The sequence below is a fragment of the Chloroflexota bacterium genome (assembly GCA_014360805.1).
GTDB lineage: Bacteria > Chloroflexota > Anaerolineae > DTLA01 > DTLA01 > DTLA01.
Genome location: JACIWU010000002.1, coordinates 57,260 through 75,493 on the forward strand (window position 1 = coordinate 57,260; position 18,234 = coordinate 75,493).

General features: G+C 64.7%; 16 protein-coding genes. 9 read left to right on the forward strand and 7 right to left on the reverse strand.

Annotation, left to right across the window (positions count from 1 at the left end):
• Positions 1-4: 4 nt before the first annotated feature.
• From H5T65_00725 to H5T65_00755, 7 genes are all read left to right on the forward strand, one after another.
• Positions 5-244, forward strand: coding sequence for a MoaD/ThiS family protein (locus H5T65_00725; protein MBC7257750.1), 240 nt, complete (start codon positions 5-7; stop codon positions 242-244).
• 174 nt (positions 245-418) lie between these two features.
• Positions 419-1,636 carry an ABC transporter substrate-binding protein gene (locus H5T65_00730; protein MBC7257751.1) on the forward strand — a complete coding sequence of 406 codons (1,218 nt, stop codon included), beginning with the start codon at positions 419-421 and terminating at the stop codon, positions 1,634-1,636.
• Between the two features lie 87 nt (positions 1,637-1,723).
• Positions 1,724-2,617, forward strand: coding sequence for a branched-chain amino acid ABC transporter permease (locus tag H5T65_00735; GenBank protein ID MBC7257752.1), 894 nt, complete (start codon positions 1,724-1,726; stop codon positions 2,615-2,617).
• Between the two features lie 9 nt (positions 2,618-2,626).
• Positions 2,627-3,634 (forward strand): branched-chain amino acid ABC transporter permease, encoded by a 1,008-nt coding sequence (locus H5T65_00740; protein MBC7257753.1) that lies wholly within the window; start codon positions 2,627-2,629, stop codon positions 3,632-3,634.
• Between the two features lie 4 nt (positions 3,635-3,638).
• Positions 3,639-4,400 carry an ABC transporter ATP-binding protein gene (locus H5T65_00745; protein MBC7257754.1) on the forward strand — a complete coding sequence of 254 codons (762 nt, stop codon included), beginning with the start codon at positions 3,639-3,641 and terminating at the stop codon, positions 4,398-4,400.
• Entirely contained in the window at positions 4,400-5,107 is a 708-nt protein-coding gene (locus H5T65_00750; protein MBC7257755.1) for an ABC transporter ATP-binding protein, read from the forward strand. Before H5T65_00745 ends, H5T65_00750 begins: the two co-directional genes overlap by 1 nt.
• A 143-nt stretch (positions 5,108-5,250) precedes the next feature.
• On the forward strand, positions 5,251-6,303 hold the full coding sequence (locus H5T65_00755) for an Ldh family oxidoreductase (GenBank protein ID MBC7257756.1): 1,053 nt from the start codon (positions 5,251-5,253) through the stop codon (positions 6,301-6,303).
• A gap of 89 nt (positions 6,304-6,392) precedes the next feature.
• Here the strand turns inward: H5T65_00755 and H5T65_00760 are convergent, their stop codons facing one another.
• Together H5T65_00760 and H5T65_00765 are read right to left on the reverse strand one after the other, a co-directional pair.
• Positions 6,393-8,207 (reverse strand): hypothetical protein, encoded by a 1,815-nt coding sequence (locus tag H5T65_00760; GenBank protein ID MBC7257757.1) that lies wholly within the window; start codon positions 8,205-8,207, stop codon positions 6,393-6,395.
• A 129-nt stretch (positions 8,208-8,336) separates the two neighbouring features.
• Entirely contained in the window at positions 8,337-8,888 is a 552-nt protein-coding gene (locus H5T65_00765) for a hypothetical protein (GenBank protein ID MBC7257758.1), read from the reverse strand.
• 249 nt (positions 8,889-9,137) lie between these two features.
• Between H5T65_00765 and H5T65_00770 the strand changes: the two genes are divergently transcribed.
• Positions 9,138-9,362 (forward strand): ferredoxin, encoded by a 225-nt coding sequence (locus H5T65_00770; GenBank protein MBC7257759.1) that lies wholly within the window; start codon positions 9,138-9,140, stop codon positions 9,360-9,362.
• Between the two features lie 200 nt (positions 9,363-9,562).
• Entirely contained in the window at positions 9,563-11,041 is a 1,479-nt protein-coding gene (locus H5T65_00775; protein MBC7257760.1) for a mechanosensitive ion channel, read from the forward strand.
• A 148-nt stretch (positions 11,042-11,189) separates the two neighbouring features.
• On the opposite strand, the gene H5T65_00780 is transcribed toward H5T65_00775, so the two are convergent.
• The 5 genes from H5T65_00780 to H5T65_00800 all read right to left on the reverse strand — a co-directional run bounded on the left by H5T65_00780 (position 11,190) and on the right by H5T65_00800 (position 18,220).
• On the reverse strand, positions 11,190-14,531 hold the full coding sequence (locus tag H5T65_00780; GenBank protein ID MBC7257761.1) for an adenosylcobalamin-dependent ribonucleoside-diphosphate reductase: 3,342 nt from the start codon (positions 14,529-14,531) through the stop codon (positions 11,190-11,192).
• Positions 14,532-14,542: 11 nt separating this feature from the next.
• On the reverse strand, positions 14,543-15,016 hold the full coding sequence (gene nrdR, locus H5T65_00785; protein MBC7257762.1) for a transcriptional repressor NrdR: 474 nt from the start codon (positions 15,014-15,016) through the stop codon (positions 14,543-14,545).
• A 422-nt stretch (positions 15,017-15,438) separates the two neighbouring features.
• Positions 15,439-16,557 (reverse strand): cell division protein FtsZ, encoded by a 1,119-nt coding sequence (gene ftsZ / locus H5T65_00790; protein ID MBC7257763.1) that lies wholly within the window; start codon positions 16,555-16,557, stop codon positions 15,439-15,441.
• 53 nt (positions 16,558-16,610) lie between these two features.
• Positions 16,611-17,849, reverse strand: a complete 1,239-nt coding sequence (gene ftsA, locus H5T65_00795) for a cell division protein FtsA (GenBank protein MBC7257764.1) — start codon at positions 17,847-17,849, stop codon at positions 16,611-16,613.
• Positions 17,850-17,863: 14 nt separating this feature from the next.
• Positions 17,864-18,220, reverse strand: coding sequence for a small basic family protein (locus H5T65_00800; protein MBC7257765.1), 357 nt, complete (start codon positions 18,218-18,220; stop codon positions 17,864-17,866).
• Positions 18,221-18,234: the final 14 nt, after the last annotated feature.

Here is an 18,234-nt window from a genome sequence, read left to right on the forward strand (position 1 = left end):
GAGTATGGGGGGCGGCACGTTCTCGTTTGAAGTGGAGGTGTTCGGGGCACTGCTGCCCCCGGGACAGCGGCGGCAACATCTGGACGCCGATGGCCCACTCACGGTGCGGGATGTCGTCCTGCGCCTGGGTCTGGATCCCGACGACATTGGGCTGGCGACGGTCAATGGCGTGCAGGTGCCGCTGGAGCGCGAGGTGCCCCCGGCGAGCCGCGTGTGCCTTTTCCCGCCGATGTTCGGCGGGTAGCAAAATTGGCGGTTGGGTCTTGTTGCGACGCCTGGCGTGCTGAGATGTCACGCAAGACTGTGGGCTACGGTTGGAACTGTGGGGAAGGGAGGTGGTAGAGCAGAGGCCTATCCATATCCCATCGGTACGTCTGTCGGTTTCACAAATTTCCGAAAATGTTAGGAGGAAGAGCAGATGACCCGGCGAAGCATGTTTGTGATGATCACCCTGTTGACCATCGTTGCCGTGATGCTGGGCGCGTGCGGCCAGGCCACGCCGACGAAGGCGCCCGCGCAGCCCACGGCTGCCCCTGCCCAGCCCACGGCGGCACCCGCGCAGCCCACGGCGGCACCCACGACGCCGCCCGAGCCCATCAAGATCGGCTGGATTGCCCCCAAGACGGGCACCAATGCCATCCTGGGCGAGTGGGACGAGCGCGGCATCCTGCTGGCCTTTGAGGCCAAGAACGCGGCCGGCGGCATCCACGGTCGGATGCTCCAGTTGATCCAGGAAGACGACGAGGCTGACCCGACCAAGGCTGTCGCCCTGGCGCAGAAACTCATCACCCAAGACAAGGTGGTGGCCGCGTTCGCGTGCACCAACAGCACGACGACGTTGGCGGTTGTGCCCGTGTTCATGGAGTACAAGGTCCCGCATCTGACCGCCGCCCTCAATGCCACCATTACCCAGAAGGGCAGCAGGTATGTATTCCGCGACTGCCCGGCGGGGCCTGCGTATGAGAAGAGCATCGTGGACTTCATGGTGGGCAAGGGGTTCAAGAAGTTCGCGATCATCTCCGACACGTCGGCCTATGGCAAGGGCGAGGCCGAGTACCAGACCAATGCCCTGAAGGCGCACGGCCTGGAGCCTCTGGCCGTTGAATGGTACGGCATTGAGGACAAGGACTTCACGGGCCAGTTGACGAAAATTCTCCAGACCAACCCGGAGGTCATCCTGTTCGGCGGCTCCGAGGTGGCTTCGGGCCTCATCGCCAAGCAGGCGCGGCAGTTGGGGTTCACCGGCCAGTTTGCGGGCGGCGCGGCCATCGGCACGACCAAGTTCGTTGAAGTCGCCGGCGACGCGGCGGAAGGCACTTACTACTCCAACCCGTACATCACCAATGACCTCAACGATCTGACGCGCGATTTTGCGGCCCGCTACAAGGCGCGCTGGGGTGATGAACCCGAGAGCCACGGCGCCAAGGCCTACGACGGCGCTACGGTGCTCATCATGGCTCTGGAGAATGCGTACCCCGACATCACGCCCGAGCGCATCACCGAGGAACTGCACAAGATCTGCGGCGTTCAGGGCCTCCAGGGCACGATCTGCTACGATGAGAACGGCGAGGGCCTGCACGAGGTGGGCATTGGCGTCGTCAAAGACGGCAAACTGACCCCCGTATCCGTCCAGTAGAACTGCAGCAAGAGGGAGGCTGTGCAAGCGACCTCCCTCTTGCCTTCTCTCGGTTGGGGCGTCCAGACCGCTCTTGAAAGGAGGGGCATGACCAAAACGGTCATTCTCGTGCAGACTATCGTTGGAGGCCTGGGCATCGGGAGCATCTACGCGCTCGTGGCTCTGGGCTACTCCATGGTGTACCGCTCCATGGGCCTCGTCAACTTTGCGCATGGCAGCATCTACATGATCGGGACGTACTTCGGCGTGATCTTCTACAAGGGGATGGTGGCCGGCCTGCACCTGCCCTACTGGGCGGCGTTCATCGTGGGCATCCTGCTGACGGCGATCCTGGGCGTTGCGCTGGAAAGGCTGTTCCGCCCGCTGGCGAACCTGGACCTCATGCTCATGCTCCTGGGGACCATCGGCGTGGGCATCGTGCTGGACAACCTGGCCATCATCATCTGGGGCGCGGAAGGGTTTGCGGTGCGGTCGCCTCTATCGTCCAAGCCGATCCTTGTGGGCGGCGTGGCGCTCGTGCCGCAGATGTTGCTCATCATCGGGGTGGGCGCCGTGCTTATGGTCGGCCTGCAGACATTCTTGTCGCGGACGAAGGTGGGGAAGGCCATGCGCGCTGCGGCGCAGGACCGCGAGATCGCGAGCGCCATGGGGATACCGGTGAACTTCACGAATGCGGTTACCTTCGCCATCGGCTCGGGGCTGGCGGCCGCGGCGGGCATTCTGGCCGCGCCTATCGTGTACGTGAACCCCGCCATGAGCGCGGCTGTGGGCATCAAGGGGTTTGCGGCGGCCATCCTGGGCGGCTTGGGCAGCATCCCGGGCGCCATTGTGGGCGGGCTGCTCTTCGGCGTGATTGAGGCTATCTCGGCGGGTTACATCTCGTCGGCCTATACCAAGGGAATCGCCTTCATCATCATGGTGCTGGTGCTCATGATCAAGCCATCGGGTATCGTGGGCGAGACCACCGTTGAGAAGGTGTAGGAGGGCGAGATGAAGACGCGCACGACACTTTGGAAGACCATCGCGCTGATCGCTTTCCTGGCGCTGCTCCTCGCCATGCCCAAGATCGCACGCAATGACTACCAGGTGCGCATCTTGAACATGACGGGGCTGTACATCCTGCTCAGCCTGGGGTTGAACATCGCCCAGGGGTTCTGCGGGCAGATCAACCTGGCCATCGGTGCGTTCTGGGCCATTGGGGCCTACACCGCGGCGCTGCTCAACGTGAACTTCAAGTGGCCCTTCTGGCTCACGTTGCCGGCCGCCATGGTGGTTGCGGCCCTGGTGGCCGCTGTGGTGGCGCTCCCATCCCTGAAGGTCCGCTCGCACTACCTGGCCATCGTTACACTGGGGCTTGGCGAGGTCATCAACATCATCCTCGTGAACGAAGACCAGATCACGCGGGGAGCCATGGGGATTCCGAACATCAAGCGTCCCAGTTTCTTCGGCATCCCCATCAACACGGAACAGAAGTACTTCTATCTGGTGCTGGCGTTCGTGATCCTGGGCTACCTCGTCGCTCGGCAGATCACGCGCCACCGCTTCGGCCGCGCTTTCCGCGCAGTGCGCGATGACTACGTGGCTGCCAAGGCCATGGGCGTCAACACCGGTTTCTACCAGATTCTGGCGATCACCATCAGCGGCGTGTACGCGGGGGTCGCGGGCGTGCTATTCGCCCACCTCAACACGTACATCAGCCCCGACATCTTTGAGTTCCGCTCCACCCTGTTCGTTCTCACCATGACCCTGTTGGGCGGCATGGGAAGCCTGCTGGGGTCGGTGGTTGGCGGAGTTCTGGTCATCCTGCAAGAGGTCCTGCGGGCGTTCCGCGACTGGCAACTGGTGTTCTACGGGCTGGCCGTAGTACTGGTGGTGCTCTTCTTCCCGGGCGGGGCGGTGGGCATTGCGCGGCGCTGGCGGGAACGCCAGGGCGCGCGGCGGGCCCGCGAGGAGGAGGCCAATACCGCGGCGAACCCGCCATCCGAAGAGGCGAGGTGAGACCATGTTGCTGGAAATACAGAACCTCACCATGCAATTCGGCGGCCTGGTGGCCGTGAACGACGTGTCGCTGAACATCCAGGAGGGCGAAATCCACGCCCTCATCGGGCCGAATGGTTCGGGCAAGACGACCATCTTCAACGTGGTGTCGGGCTATTACAAGCCCACGCAAGGGGTGGTGCGGTTCCGCGGCAAGCAGATCAGCGGCCTGCCGTCGTACAAGATCACCGCGATGGGGGTGGCCCGAACGTTCCAGAACCTGCGGCTGTTCTCCAGCATGACGGTCATGGAGAACGTGTTGGTGGCCCTGGGGCATCACGCCAAGACTCGCTTCTGGCAACATGTGCTAGACCCCTTCTCCGTCCGCCGCGAAGAAGAGGAGTTGAAGGAAAGGGCGCTTCGGACGCTGCGCATCATGAAGATTGACCGGTACGCCGACGAGCAGGCGACCAGCCTGCCCTATGGCTTGCAGCGGCGCGTGGAGATCGCCCGAGCGCTGGCCACTGAGCCGACCCTGGTTCTGCTGGACGAGCCGGCTGCTGGCCTGAATGAGGCAGAAACCGCTGAGTTGCGCGAAATGCTGCTGGAGATTCGCCAGTCGGGCATCACCATCTTCCTGGTGGAACACGACATGAAACTGGTGATGGAAATCTCCGATGTGGTATCGGTCCTGGACTACGGCAAGAAGATCGCCGAGGGTTCCTGCAGCGCCGTGAGTTGCGACCCTGTGGTCATTGAGGCGTATCTCGGCCGGGAGGAAGGGTGATGTTAGTCCTGGACAATGTTCACATCTACTACGGGCACATTCACGCGGTGAAGGGAATCTCCCTGGAGGTGCGCGACGGCGAGATCACAACCATCATCGGCGCAAACGGGGCCGGGAAATCCACGACGATAAAGGCCATCTGCGGCCTTGTCCACCCGCGACACGGCGCCATTCTCTTGAACGGCGAGCCGATCCACCGGCTACCCGCGCACAAGTTGGTGCACAAGGGGATCGCATATGTGCCGGAGGGCCGGCGCGTGTTCCCCGTGCTCACCGTGGACGAGAACCTGGAGATGGGTGCATATCATCGGACGGACCTGGACGAGATCGCCAAGGATAAAGCGCGCATGTACGAACTGTTTGCGCCCCTCAAGGGTCGCGAGCGACAACTGGCCGGCTCCCTCAGCGGTGGCGAGCAGCAGATGCTGGCCATCGCCCGCGCGCTGATGTCCAGGCCCAAGATCCTCGTGATGGACGAGCCATCGCTGGGCCTTGCGCCCTTGTTGGTTCAGCACGTGTTTGAGGTCATCTCCGAGTTGAACCGACAAGGCATTACCATCTTGCTCTCGGAGCAGAACGCGCGCGCGGCGCTCAAGATCGCCCACCGCGGCGTCGTCATGGAGACGGGCCGCATCCGCTTCGCCGATACAGCCGAGGCGCTGCGCGAGAACCCCGTCGTTCAGCACGCTTACCTGGGACTTGCGTAAGTCCCCATCCAACGCAAGGGCGGGCTGACGGAGGCCCGCCCTTCCGCGGTTGCCGCCCCTGCCCGCATGGGTGTTCTATGACCCGCGCGGGCGCGAGGGGCGGCAGTGGTGTTTGTGAAATCCCACATTTGGAGGCACAACATATGCCGGAGGAAATCGTACGCATCCAAGCCAGCGACCTGGTGCAAGCCTGCGAGCGCCTGCTGCAGAAGGTCGGCGTGCCGCCCGATGAGGCGCGCATCATCGCCGAGATCGTGGTGGAGGCCGACCTGCGCGGCGTGGAGTCGCACGGGCTTCTGCGCCTGCCCGCGTATGTCCATCGGGTGCAAGCGGGGCTGATGACACCCAAGACCGAGGTCAAGGTGGTGCGGGAGCGGAGCGCGTCGGTGCTGCTGGACGCGCAGCGCGGGTTTGGCCAGGTGGCGGGCGTCCGCGCCATGGCCCAGGCGATGGAGCGCGCGCGGCAACACGGCGTGGGCGTCGCGGCCGTGCGCAACGCCAACCACTTCGGGATCGCGGCGTACTACGCCATGATGGCGCTGCCCCATCGGATGATCGGCGTCGTTACGGCCAACGCCGCGCCAAGCATGGCGGCGTGGGGCGGGGCGGCGCCGGTGCTGGGAACCAACCCCGTCTGCATCGCCATCCCCACCGGCGGCGACGTGGACATCGTCCTGGACATGGCCTCGTCGGTGGTGGCGCGCGGCAAGATTCGGCTGGCGGCCAACAAGGGCGAGCGCATCCCCCTGGGCTGGGCGCTGGACGCGCAGGGCCGCCCCACCGATGACCCCAAGGCGGCGCTGGATGGCACGCTGGTGCCTATCGGCGGGCCGAAGGGGTACGGCCTGGCGCTGGCCATAGACGTGCTGTCGGGCGTGCTCACCGGCGCCGATTTCGGCACTCGCCTTACGTCGGTGCACGACCTGCAGCAGCCGTCCTCTGTAGGGTTCGTAACCCAGGCGCTGGACATTTCGGCTTTTGCCGATTGGGACGATTTCTGCCGGGACATGCAAAGCCTCGTCCAGGAGATTCTCCATTCTCCTCGCGCTCCTGGCGTGGAGCGCATCTACTTGCCTGGAGAGATAGAATGGCTCAAACGGCAAGACCGACTGCAAAATGGCGTGCCTGTGCCCGCCAGCGTGCTCGTTGGAATCCGGGGCCTGGCGCAGGAATTGGGCGTAGAGGTTGCGCTGTAGCGGGAAGAGGCAGCGCGGAGACCTCGTTCATCTCCCGCGCCCTCTTGGCTCCCCCCACGAGGAGAGATAAGAGGGCGCGGGAGGTTTTGCTATCCGCCGATGGCGTTGGGCATGTAGAAGATGAGCGACAAGAGGGCGTCGGTGGCCGCGAAGATGGCGAAGGCGAACATGACGACCTTGCGCTCGGCCCGCCGAATGTAAAAGCGCATGCCTAGCAGGCCCAACGCCAGGAGCAACGCCGGAAAGCCCAGCAGGACGACCCATTCCAACCGAGGCGGCACGACGTCCAGGAACGGGGCGTACCACAGGAACGCGGGCAACATGAAGAGTTTGGAGAACAGGTACAGGACGACGGCGACGGCAAGGCCCACGCGCCCCGCGCGGGTGGTCAGGTCAGCGTCGGGTCGGGCCAGGTAGAACCCCACAAGCCACGCGAACGGCAGGAACAGCCAGATGATGAGCATCGGGAAGAAGGACAGGGCCGAGGCGGCGCTCCAGGTCTTGCCCAACAGCAGGGCGAGCACGTCGGCGGCCGTCATCCGGTTGAGCGTGGCGCGAACCGCGGGCGCGGTGCTGGCATAGAGCACCTCGTAGTTTCCGAATCCCCCTACGCCGAGGCAGGCCAGGTGTAGCGCGCCCTCGTCGTCCACCGTCGCGGCAGGCCGCAGTGAGCCGGACAGGGTGCGCGCGGCGACTTCGTAGCCCTTGACCCGCCCGTTGTCAAGGATGGCCAGTGCAATTTGGGTTTTGCCCACCCTTCGGGGGAGCGCCATGTAACTGGCCAGGAACACCCCTGCCTCGTCGCGCTGGCCTGGGATGGCAAACTGCATGTACACGTAGTCGGACGGGGAGCGCAGGACGACCGCGCCGTCGCCGGACGCCAGCGGGTACAGGTGTGTGTAGTTGAACGCGCCGCTGGCGGCTTGGTACTCGGGCTTGGCGAGTGCGGGCAAGTACAACCCGCCGCCGCTGTGGCGTGCTGGCTGGCCGATGGGAAAGGCCTGGTACTGGGTCTCGGCCGTGCCGGGCGTGAGGCCTCCCCCGCGCTGCTCCAGCGACCAGATGACATAGACCCAGTCGGATTCCAGGGCGATCTCCGGTGGGTGGAGGGCCAGGCCGATGCCCATCGGGAACGTGGCCATGACGGTGGGTTCGCCGACGCGCATGGCGACGGGGTCAAAAGTGGCGTACAAAATCTTCTCGGCGCCCATGCCCTGGCCCAGGTGCCAGGCGAGATGGACGACACCGTAGTTGTCCACGGCCGCATAGGGGTCGGCACCCGCAACGCCCAGGGCGTGCGGGGCCACGAGGACTTCGCCGGAATCGGCCAGGCGCGCATGGAACATCTGGGAGTCGCCGCCCGAAACGTCGGCCCACAGAATGTCCAGCGCCCCTTCCACCGCCCGAAAGACACAGTAGCCCGTTACATCGCTGGCGTCGCCGGAGATGCGCGCCGGCTCGCTCAAGGGAATGGCGTCGGTGGTGGTGCGGGCGTAGTGGAGGCCGGGCCTGTGTCCGTTCGCCGCGTCCAGCCAGAAGAAGTGCAGCGTGCCTGGTGCGCTCAGCACCATCTGCTGGCGGGTGGGGGCGCGCATGGGAAACGGCAACGTCTTGGCGGAGGGTTCGGCCTGGGCGTTGACCCGCGCGAGTTGGATTCGCCAGCCCTGTTCGGTGTTGGCGAGCCAGGACACGAGGGCGCTAGCGCCCGCCGAATCCCAGACGATGCTGGGCCGGTTGTTGATATGGGATACGCCGATGCGAATGCCGCGGCTCCAGTCGGGGCCGGCGAATTCGCTTTTTTCTGCGGACGCCGCGCATCCGCTCAGTAACAGGGCGGCGACAAGCAGGCCCGTTACGGCGAGGCCGATGCGGGCGAAGCGTTGTGGACTTCGGGTTTCAGGCATGAGTACCTCTCTGTAGTCATAGCGAAACGCGCCGCACAGGGCAGGCGCAACGCTGATAATACCACTCGGCGCGGTAGAAGGCAATCTGGGGGTTGCGCCGTGGGATGCTGGCCGCCGTATGCCCTTGGGTTACTCGGACACGAGGGCGTACTCGCAGTTCTTGTCGGGCGATTCGCGAAACTTGTGGAGGACGAGCCGAAGGGAAGGGGCCGCGGCCTTCAGGAGCGCGATCTGGTCGGGTTCTATGATGACCTCATGGCGGAAGCAGGCCTCGCACAGGGGGCGGCATTGGGCCAGGTCGCCGTCAAACCCGCGCACAAGGGGGCAGGCGACCCCCCAGGGCGACTCCACGATGACCTCGTCGCGCGTCTCCAGGATGACCTTGGGGTATTTGTAGCGCAGGAAGGCGGCGACGAATCGCGCGATGCGGCCCACGATGGGGCGGCGGCGAATGTAGTGAGTCCAGTAGTACTCCTGGAGAATCCAGAAAGCGGTCTGGGCATCCTGGCGGGTGAGATGGTAGCGGGTGCGGGTCTGCTCCACAAAGGCGGCGGCAGCGGCGGGGTCGGCCAGGGGGCGCGCCTGCCCGGCGAGGTTGGCGGCAGCCGCCTCGGCGTCCATCTGCCGCGCGGCCTCGGGCAGGGCAGCGAATGCGCGGAAGTAGTCTCGCAGGTTCTCCATGGGCCTCTCCGAATCGCGTTTGGGGCGATTGTAGCAAAGGGGCGCGAAGTCCGCAAGCGGGGGCAGGGGAGTTCGCGGCGTCGGATGTGCGGGAGGCGTCAATCTCACACGAACGCACAAGGGCACCGAGGGTTTTGCGCTTTTGGTGAGATGGCAAAGCGCGACAGCCTCTTCGCCGCGTTTTGACACCTGGGGCGAATATCCGTACACTTTGAGTCGTATTTTCACCATCCTGTGGGAGGTTCGGCGATGAAGAAGGTAACCATCAATCGCGACGAGTGCATCGCCTGCGGGGCGTGCTGGTCGGACTGCGACGCGGTCTTTGAGGAAAACCCCGACGACGGCAACAGCCAGATTGTAGCCAAGTACCAGGTGGGCGGCAACCCCGGCGAAGGCGAGATTCCCGACGACCTGGTGGATTGCGCCAAGGCGGCCGCCGACGGCTGCCCGGTGGAGATCATCCAGGTCGGGTAGAGCGGCCCGCCCCTGTAACCTTTCGGGTACAACCCCAGGGGCGCGCCTGACTGCGCCCTCTGGGCTGATGTTCCCATAGCGGTCGCGCGGGCGTCGCGGGCGCTTTGGGCGAACCATAGGACCGTGCTGGCGGCGATGGTGCGGTGGCCGCAGTGCCGGCTTTCTGCCGCAAGCGCCCATTTCGTGTTTTGGAGGCGCGTATGCCGGATTGGGGTTTGCTTCTCTCATGGCTGGGCGCGATTGCCGGCGCGGCGGTCCTGCTGTTCGGCCTGCTGGCCTGGTGGGCGCGACGCACGCCCGACGACATTGACGACGTCCTCGTGGGCGTGCTCCAGCGGCCGGTGGTGGTCTTCCTCATCCTCACGGCGATCATCAGCCTGACGAACAGCAGCACGCTGTCCGCCGGCACGAAGGACACCGTGAACACCGGGGTCAACCTGCTGCGCATCGCGGTTGCCACGTGGGCGGTCTGGCGGCTGACGCGGGACACGGTGCTGTACTACGGCAGGCGGCTGGCGGCGCGCAGCGAGTCCAGTTTTGACGACGTGCTCGTGCCGGTGCTGGATGTGTTGGCGCCGGTGGTGATCGGCGGCGTGGGCGCGATCCTGATGCTGCGCCTGCTGGGCGCCGACATCTCCACGGTGGCGCTGACCACGGGCGGCGCGGCGCTCGTCGTTGGGCTGGCGCTGCGCGACACGTTGGGCAACATCCTGGGCGGGCTGACGCTCCTTGTGGATACGCCGTTCCGATTCGGCGACCTCATCATCTGGGACGGTGTGGTGTGCCAGATTCGGCACATCGGCCTCCGCGTTACCACTCTCTACAACACTGAGGAGCACTGCGACATCTACGTGCCCAACAGCATTCTGGCGGCGACGAAGATTACGAACCTCACGCGCCCCAGCCCTGACCTGCGCGTAACGCTGGAGGTGGCCGTGCCCGACGACGTGCCGCTGGAGCAGGCCGAGGCGACGCTGCGCGAGGTGGCCGACGCGAACCCGTACATCCTGGGCGATTTGGACGCCAAACTGAGGGCGATGCGGCGGGCGCTGGCCGAATGCGACCCGCGCTCTCCCAGGGGGCGCGAACTGCGCTGGGGGATTTCGGCGCTGCGGCGCGAGCGGCAGTTGGATTTGCGACAGCAGCGCATGATGGCGCTCCTGGATCGGCTGCTAGCGGTCATTCGCGGCGCGGAGAAGGGCGGGCTGTCCTCGGAGGAGAAAGCGGCTATCGCGAAGGAACTGGAGACGCTAGATGACTACGACGAGCGGCTGAAGGCGGCGATGCGCGCGTGGGCACGTGCGCGCGCCCGCGACCCGCAACTGCGCCGGTTCCCTGAAGATCGGGCGCGGATCCTGGACGAGGCAGAAGCCCGTATCACCGGACTGACGCGGCATACGGATGACCTCCGCCACCACTTGAAGGACGCGAGTCTCTACGAAGCGCAACGGCTGGACGATAGGGTGGCAGCGTTCCGCGATTGGCTACCCGCATCGTTCAAGCCCACAACCCCCGCCTGGAAGTACCCGCTGGTTACGTTGCGGCGCGCCACCGCTGCGGGCAGGACGCTCCACCTGTCGCTGTACGTGGACGACATCCACCTGGAGGGGTTCCTGCGGCGGCCGCGGGCGGTAACGTCGGTCAGCGAGGCGGTGGCGGCCAGCCTGGGAAGACGCTAGGGGACCCCAACGGCGATTTGGGTCTGGCGTATGTTGGCAACCAAGGTGCGACGCGCTTTCGGAAGCGCGTCGCACTTATGCCCGTGGCGCGGCCAACAAACTTTGGAACCGAGACCCTTGGGGATCTCCGGTTCTGGGTCTTCTCGTTTCACCCGCATTGCGAGTAGCCGCACATGCGGCAGGTCATGCAGCCTTCCACGAACTCCAGGATGCCCCCGCATTCGGGGCACTCGGGCGAGAAGTCCAGGGGGTTCTTTTCCCCGGTGTCGGTGTGGGTTTCGGGCGGCTGTTGGGGGTGCGGCGACTGGATGCCCAGGTAGTGCTCCAGGGCGCGGCCGATGGCGTCGGAGCAGGAGAAGGCCACATTCCCATTGTGCCACACGGGGAACGGGCAGCGGATGCCCTTCAGTTGCTTGATGATGGCTTTCGGCTCAATGCCCGAGCGCAGACTCAGGGAGATGAGCCGCCCGATGGCTTCGGACTGGGAGGCCGTGCACCCGCCCGATTTGCCCATCTGCAAGAAGACCTCGCACAGGCCCTTGTCATCCTCGTTGATGGTGATGTACAGGGTGCGGTTGCAGCCCAGCGCGACCTTCTCGGTGATGCCGCGGGTAACGACGGGGCGCGTGCGCGGAACCCGAACTGACGGTTCGGAGGGCGCGTCCTTGGACTGGGCGGGCTTATCGCCGCGGCCTTTGGTCAAAACCTGGGTGCTGCGGCTCCCGTCGCGGTAAACGGTGATGCCCTTGCACCCCAGTTCGTAGGCCAAGAGGTAGGCCTTGCGCACGTCTTCCACGGTGGCGTCGTGGGGGAAGTTGATGGTCTTGGACACGGCGTTGTCGGTGTAGCGCTGGAAGGCGGCCTGGATGCGGACGTGCCATTCGGGGCTGATGTCGTGGGCGGTGGGGAAGATGCGCTGGACATCTTCGGGCACGCTGTCCAGGCCACGGACGCCCCCGCGCTGGGCGACGGCTTCCATGAGTTCGGCGGAGTAGAACCCGCGCTCGTGGGCGATCCGCTCAAACAGCGGGTTGGCTTCGGGCAAGGCGGTGTTGTCCAGGACGTTGCGCGTGTACACGAGGGCGAACAGCGGCTCAATCCCGCTGGAGCACCCCGCGATGATGCTGATGCTGCCGGTGGGGGCGATGGTGGTAACGGTGGCGTTGCGCACGGGCGGCGCGCCCGGACGGTCCAGGCGACTGCCCTTGAAACTGGGGAACGCGCCTCGCTCTTTGGCGAGGGCCGCCGACGCTTCCCAGGCCGTTTCCTGGATGGTGCGCATGACGGCCTCGGCGGTCTCCACGGCCTGCTCCGAGTCGTAGGGGATGCCCAACTGGATGAGCATCTCGGCGAAGCCCATGACGCCCAGGCCGATCTTGCGGTTGGCCTTGGTCATTTCCTCAATCTGGGGCAGGGGGTAGCGGTTCATGTCAATCACGTCGTCCAGGAAGCGAACGGCGACCTTGACCGCCTGGCGCAATTTCGCCCAGTCCACCGAGCCGTTGGTAACCATGTGGGCCAGGTTGATTGAGCCGAGGTTGCAGGACTCGTAGGGGAGAAGCGGCTGTTCACCGCAGTTGTGCACGACGAACCCGTTCGCGTCAAAGGCGTTGACGCCCGGGATGCGGACATCGTACACCGTTTCCACGCCGTCTGCGACGATCTCCGCTATCGTAACAACAAAGCGTTCACGGTTGATCTCCCGCTGGTATGCGTCCAGGAGTTGTGCCAATTTGCGGGCTTTGTCAGTATCGCTGAACCCAACGCGCTCGTAGAAATAGCGCAAGTTGTCGTTGGCGATCACCAATTCATGTTGGGCTTTGGTCAGGTACTCCTGTGTTCCGCCCTTCCCGTCGGGCATCTCCCGTGTGGTTTCTTGGCGGCGGTTCTGATAAATCGTAGATGCGATGCCGAGACGTAGCAGCATCCGTTGGGCAGCGCGCAGCATCTCCAAATTGCTCTGCGCCAGGCGCACGCTGCCCCCCTTTTCCTGACTGTCCTGAACCGAACCATCGGAGTCAAATAAGCCGCGGAGCAGGCCGCGATAGAAATCTGCCGAGGCTTGCTCCATCTGCGGTGTGATGGCTTTGCCATTCCCTAGCCCCAGTTCATCTGCCAATTGGCGCAAGGCGGCGAGCGTCAGGCGATATTCGCCACGGCCGCGGACAGCGGTCCAGCCCGCGAAATCGGCACGGTGCCGAAGTTTTTGGGCGTAGCGATAGACCTCGTCGCGCACCGCTTTTGCGCCCTCGGTCTCGCCACGGGAGGAGAGGGTAATTCTGCCCTGTTTCCTCGTCTCATCGCCCAGGTAGAATCCCATCAAGTAGCCTTCCTCTTCGGTGTGCGGGCCTTCCCACCCCAGGAGGCTACGATGGTTGTGGATAATGATTTTGTCCCCCGGACGCAGGTGTTGGACTTCGGTCCACTCCGTTTCCAAGCGGTAGCGCGTGAGCGAGGTAACTCTCATGAGAGGATGTTCCGCGGTCAATCGCAACGAGAAGCCCTCAAGCGTGGTGAGGCGATATACCGGTTTCGTCCCCGTGCTGAAAAAGCCCTCGCTGGGCCATTCGGCACCGTTCACGATCGCAGTGAAAGGACGCCCGACCAGGTCCTTCACCTGGCGTGCCCCCTCGGCGGTCATGATCCAGGTATCGCCGGTGATGCAGGGATTGGTGCTCTCAATCTCGCCGAGGTGGGGGGTAGGGTTCGCCTCGTTGATGCGGTCCAGGAAGATGACTCCCGGCTCCCCGTTCTTCCAGGCCATCTGGGTGATGAGGTCAAACACCTCGCGGGCCTTCAGCCTGCCCGTCTCCTGGCGATTGCGCGGGTTGATGAGCGGGTAGTCGGCGTCGTCGGCCAGGGCCTGCATGAACTCGCGAGTGATGCCGACCGACAGGTTGAAGTTGGGCAGGATTCCGTCCTTGTCCTTGGCGGTGATGAACTCCAGGATGTCGGGGTGGTCCACGCGCAGGATGGCCATGTTGGCGCCGCGACGGGTGCCACCCTGCTTGATGGCCTCGGTGGCGGCGTCAAAGACCTTCATGAACGACACGGGGCCGCTGGACACGCCTTTGGTGGACTGCACCACGTCGTTCTTGGGGCGCAGGCGGGAGAAGGAGAATCCCGTGCCGCCGCCGCTCTGGTGGATCAGGGCGGTGTTCTTGATGCCCTCAAAGATGCTGATCATGGAGTCCTCAATGGGCAGGACGAAACACGCCGAGAGTTGCTGGAGCCTGCGGCCCGCGTTCATGAGGGTGGGGGAGTTGGGCAGGAAGTCCAACGAGACCATGAGTTCGTGGAAGGCTTTGGCCCAGAACTCCACCTGGTCCTCGGGGCCGTAGAGCCGCTCGGCTTGGGCGACGTTGGACGCCACGCGCCAGAACATGTCGGCGGGCGTCTCCACGGCGTTGCCGTGTTCGTCCTTGCGCAGGTACCTTTTCTTCAACACGGTCAAGGCATTCGCAGTGAGAGCGGGTTCCAGGGTAATCATGGGGTCTTCTCCTAGCGACGAGAGGCGGGTTCTTGATCACCGGACTTCAGAAGTTTCTCAACCTCTTGCTTGAGGGCCTCCAAATCGTCCATTCGGAGGTACACCGAGGCGAAGCGGATGTAGGCGACCTTGTCAATCTGGCGGAGGTGCTCCAGCACCATCTGGCCGATCTTTTCGGATGAGATTTCCTTGGCGCGGGAGTTGCGAATCTGGTTTTCCACGGCGGTAACGATGGCGTCAATCTGCTCGGCGCTGACGGGGCGCTTGGCGCAGGCTTTGCGGATGCCCGTCAGCAGTTTGGCGCGATCAAACTCCTCGCGGCGGCCATCGTTCTTGACCACGAGAGGCGTGGTGGACGCGGGATACTCGTAGGTAGTGAACCGCTGGCCGCATTTGGGACACTGGCGGCGGCGGCGCACGCCGTTGGTGATCATTCGCGTATCCACCACTTGGGTGTTCGGTTCCCCACAGTTAGGGCACTGCACGGCTTCCTCCTTGGTTGTCGCCGGTGGATCAGGCGACAATGCTCCCCGTACTGGAGAGATGGCGACACCATACCACATGTAGGGTGGGGTGTGCGGCTTAGGCACTATGTGTCGTGGAGCAGTCCCAGTGTACCACAAATGCGGCGAGAATGCAAGTCTTTTTTGTTTGAAATGTTCGCGCAACACAAGATTTAAGGTTAGGGGCCGAGAGTGGTGGCCGACTGCGATACGGCCCCGGTGGAAACCGCCCGCCCGTTACCGGGAGATGGCGACGCGGGTAACGGGCGGGCTCCTCTCGGGAGACGCGAGGCAGGCTATGACGAATGGAGAGCCACGCGAAACGCGCGGGCCGCCGGGCCAGGCGCTCTGCGGCGCGCTCCGGCCGAATGGTTGTGGCGTAGCGCCAGGGCGCGCCGCAAGTCTCAGTTCTGTTTGGGCCCTTTGTTTACGGCGTTGCGAATGAACGCGGGGACTTCAATGTCCTCCGTGTTGATGATGCGCACCGGGAATTCGCGGATCTTGCCGTCGGTGCCGGTGGCCGCGGCAGCGCGGGCCTGGGGGATGGCGGCGGGCTTTTGCAGGATCTTGCCCTTGGCGTCAAACCCCGTGGCGATGACGGTGATCTGCACCTCGTCGCTCATGCTCTCGTTGATGACGGCGCCGAAGATGATGTTGGCTTCGGGATCGGCGGTGGCCTTGATGATGTTGGCGGCGGCGTCCACTTCGCTGAGGGTGAGGTCGCGGCCCGCGGTGATGTTGAACAGCACGCCGCGCGCGCCTTCAATGGTAACATCCAGCAGCGGGCTGGCGATGGCGGCTTTGGCGGCGTCCACGGCGCGATTCTCGCCCTTGCCCCGCCCGACGGCCATGAGCGCCGAGCCGCCTTCCTGCATGACGGCGCGGACGTCGGCGAAGTCCACGTTGATCATCCCGGGCACCGTTACGACTTCCGAGATGCCCTGGATGCCCTGGCGCAGGGCGTCATCGGCGACGCGGAAGGCCTCGGTAACGGGCGCCTTCTTGTCCACGATCTCCAGGAGCCGGTCGTTGGGGATGACGATGAGCGTGTTGACGTGCTCGCGGAGGCGTTCCAGACCCTCCTCGGCGGTTCGGCGCTTGCGCTGGCCCTCAAACCCGAAGGGCTTGGTTACCACGCCGATGGTGAGCGCGCCGGTCTCCTTGGCGATTTGGCTGATGATGGGCGCGGCGCCCGTGCCGGTGCCGCCTCCCATGCCCGCGGTGACGAAGACCATGTCGGAACCGTTGATGGCCTCGTAGAGGTCATCACTGCTTTCCTCGGCGGCCTTCTGGCCGATGGTGGGGTCGCCGCCGGCGCCCAACCCGCGGGTCAGTTTCTCGCCGATGGAGATGCGCTTGGGGGCTTTGGAGAGCATGAGCGCCTGGACGTCGGTGTTGACGGCGATGAACTCCACGCCGCTCAGCCCGGCCTCAATCATGCGGTTGACGGCATTGCAGCCGGCACCGCCCACCCCGATGACTTTGATTCTGGCGAAATTCTCGGGCTCTACCAGGTCTACCATAGCGTTCTACTCCTTTCGCGAATGATGGTTCTTCCCTCTCTACGACGTTGTGCCTAACTCGGCAGAATGTTCGTGAACCAGCGCTTGATCCTGCTGGACCAGTCGCTCTCTTCGGGGGGCGGCGCGGACACGTCGCCCAGGCCCCACCGCAGCAGGCCGACGCTTGTGGCGTGGGCCGGGTTGGCGATGGTGTCGGTCAGCCCTTCCAGGTCGGTGGGTATGCCGATGCGGACGGGCATTTGCAACACTTCGCGCGCCACTTCCTTGATGCCCGGCAGTTGCGCCGTCCCCCCGCACAGGACGGCCCCCGCCGACAGGAGGATGTCGTAGCCGGAGTGCTTGATCTCCTTGAGCACCAGGGCGAAGATTTCCTCCACGCGGGCCTGGATGATCTCGGCGAGGAAGCGGCGCGACGCGATCTGGGGCATTTCGTCTCCGAACGAGGTTACGTCCACGGTTTCGTCGGGGCGCACCTTGTCGGGGATCGCATGCCCGTGGGCGATCTTGATGCGCTCGGCGACCTCAAAGGGGGCCTTGAGGCCGTAGCAGATGTCGTTGGTGATGTTCACGCCGCCGACAGCGATGATGGAAGTGTGCAGCGCGCACCCGTCGGCGAAGACGGCGATCTTGGTGGTGCCGCCGCCGATGTCCACAAGGATGACGCCGGCCTCCCGTTCGCTCTGGCGCAGGACGGCCTGGGCGGCGGCGATGGGTTCAGGCACCGGCCCCAGCGGCTCTACCTTGGCGGCAAGGACGCAGTCGCGCAGATTCTGGATGGCCGCCTCGGACGCGGTGATGACGTGCGCTTCCACCTCCAGGCGGTGCCCGTGCATCCCCAGGGGGTCGGTGATGCCGTCGTGGCCGTCAATGGAGTAGCCGCGCGGCAGGGCGTGGATGACCTCCTGGTTGTGGGGGATGGCGATGGCCCTTGCGCCTTGCAGGGCGCGGTCAATGTCCTCCTGGGTAACGCCGCGTTCGGGGCGCGTGATAGCGGCGACCCCGCGGCTGTTGAGCGAGGTGATGTGGGTGCCCCCCACGCTGACGTAGGCGGCATCCACGGGGACGCCCGACACGCGCACGGCCTGCTCCACCGAGACGGCGATGGCCTCGGCGGCCTCGGCGACGTTGACGACAACGCCTTTGCGCATCCCGCGGGCTGCCTGCTCGCCCACGCCGATGACGCGAAGCATGGAGCCTTCGCCTGAAGCCTCGGCGATCAGGGTGCACACTTTTGTCGTTCCGATGTCTATCCCTGCCACGAGTTGATCCACCTGGTCCCTCCTGTCGCTCATCGCGGCGGCGAGCATCACGTCGCGCGGCGCGGGCTCCGCCTGAACCGCGCCAGCAGATGTCGCCTGATCAAGGCCAGGTTGTTGAAAAGCCTGACGCCAAAGGCGAAAATGGCCGCGTAGTAGAGTTCCACCCCTAGCCGATCGCCCAGGAACGTCAGAACGGCAGCCAGGAGCGTGTTGCCAAAGAATCCCGTGATGAAGATGGCATTGTCATAGTCGCCGGACAGGTTGGCCTTGACGGCGCCCAGAACCGAATCCAGCGCGGCCAGAATCGCCACCGCGGTGTAGCGGGCATACTCTGCCGGTATAGAAATGGATACCACCGATCCGATGATGAGTCCAATCAGGAGACCGATGAGCGGTAACCACATAGCCTCGTCTCCTC

What these genes read in the sequence shown, in the direction of transcription:
- H5T65_00725 (MBC7257750.1), top strand. Translation starts at nt 5, where the DNA reads ATGGGGGGCGGCACGTTCTCGTTTGAAGTGGAGGTGTTCGGGGCACTG.
- H5T65_00730 (MBC7257751.1), top strand. Translation starts at nt 419, where the DNA reads ATGACCCGGCGAAGCATGTTTGTGATGATCACCCTGTTGACCATCGTT.
- H5T65_00735 (MBC7257752.1), top strand. Translation starts at nt 1,724, where the DNA reads ATGACCAAAACGGTCATTCTCGTGCAGACTATCGTTGGAGGCCTGGGC.
- H5T65_00740 (MBC7257753.1), top strand. Translation starts at nt 2,627, where the DNA reads ATGAAGACGCGCACGACACTTTGGAAGACCATCGCGCTGATCGCTTTC.
- H5T65_00745 (MBC7257754.1), top strand. Translation starts at nt 3,639, where the DNA reads ATGTTGCTGGAAATACAGAACCTCACCATGCAATTCGGCGGCCTGGTG.
- H5T65_00750 (MBC7257755.1), top strand. Translation starts at nt 4,400, where the DNA reads ATGTTAGTCCTGGACAATGTTCACATCTACTACGGGCACATTCACGCG.
- H5T65_00755 (MBC7257756.1), top strand. Translation starts at nt 5,251, where the DNA reads ATGCCGGAGGAAATCGTACGCATCCAAGCCAGCGACCTGGTGCAAGCC.
- H5T65_00760 (MBC7257757.1), bottom strand. Translation starts at nt 8,207, where the DNA reads ATGCCTGAAACCCGAAGTCCACAACGCTTCGCCCGCATCGGCCTCGCC.
- H5T65_00765 (MBC7257758.1), bottom strand. Translation starts at nt 8,888, where the DNA reads ATGGAGAACCTGCGAGACTACTTCCGCGCATTCGCTGCCCTGCCCGAG.
- H5T65_00770 (MBC7257759.1), top strand. Translation starts at nt 9,138, where the DNA reads ATGAAGAAGGTAACCATCAATCGCGACGAGTGCATCGCCTGCGGGGCG.
- H5T65_00775 (MBC7257760.1), top strand. Translation starts at nt 9,563, where the DNA reads ATGCCGGATTGGGGTTTGCTTCTCTCATGGCTGGGCGCGATTGCCGGC.
- H5T65_00780 (MBC7257761.1), bottom strand. Translation starts at nt 14,531, where the DNA reads ATGATTACCCTGGAACCCGCTCTCACTGCGAATGCCTTGACCGTGTTG.
- ftsZ (MBC7257763.1), bottom strand. Translation starts at nt 16,557, where the DNA reads ATGGTAGACCTGGTAGAGCCCGAGAATTTCGCCAGAATCAAAGTCATC.
- ftsA (MBC7257764.1), bottom strand. Translation starts at nt 17,849, where the DNA reads ATGAGCGACAGGAGGGACCAGGTGGATCAACTCGTGGCAGGGATAGAC.
- H5T65_00800 (MBC7257765.1), bottom strand. Translation starts at nt 18,220, where the DNA reads ATGTGGTTACCGCTCATCGGTCTCCTGATTGGACTCATCATCGGATCG.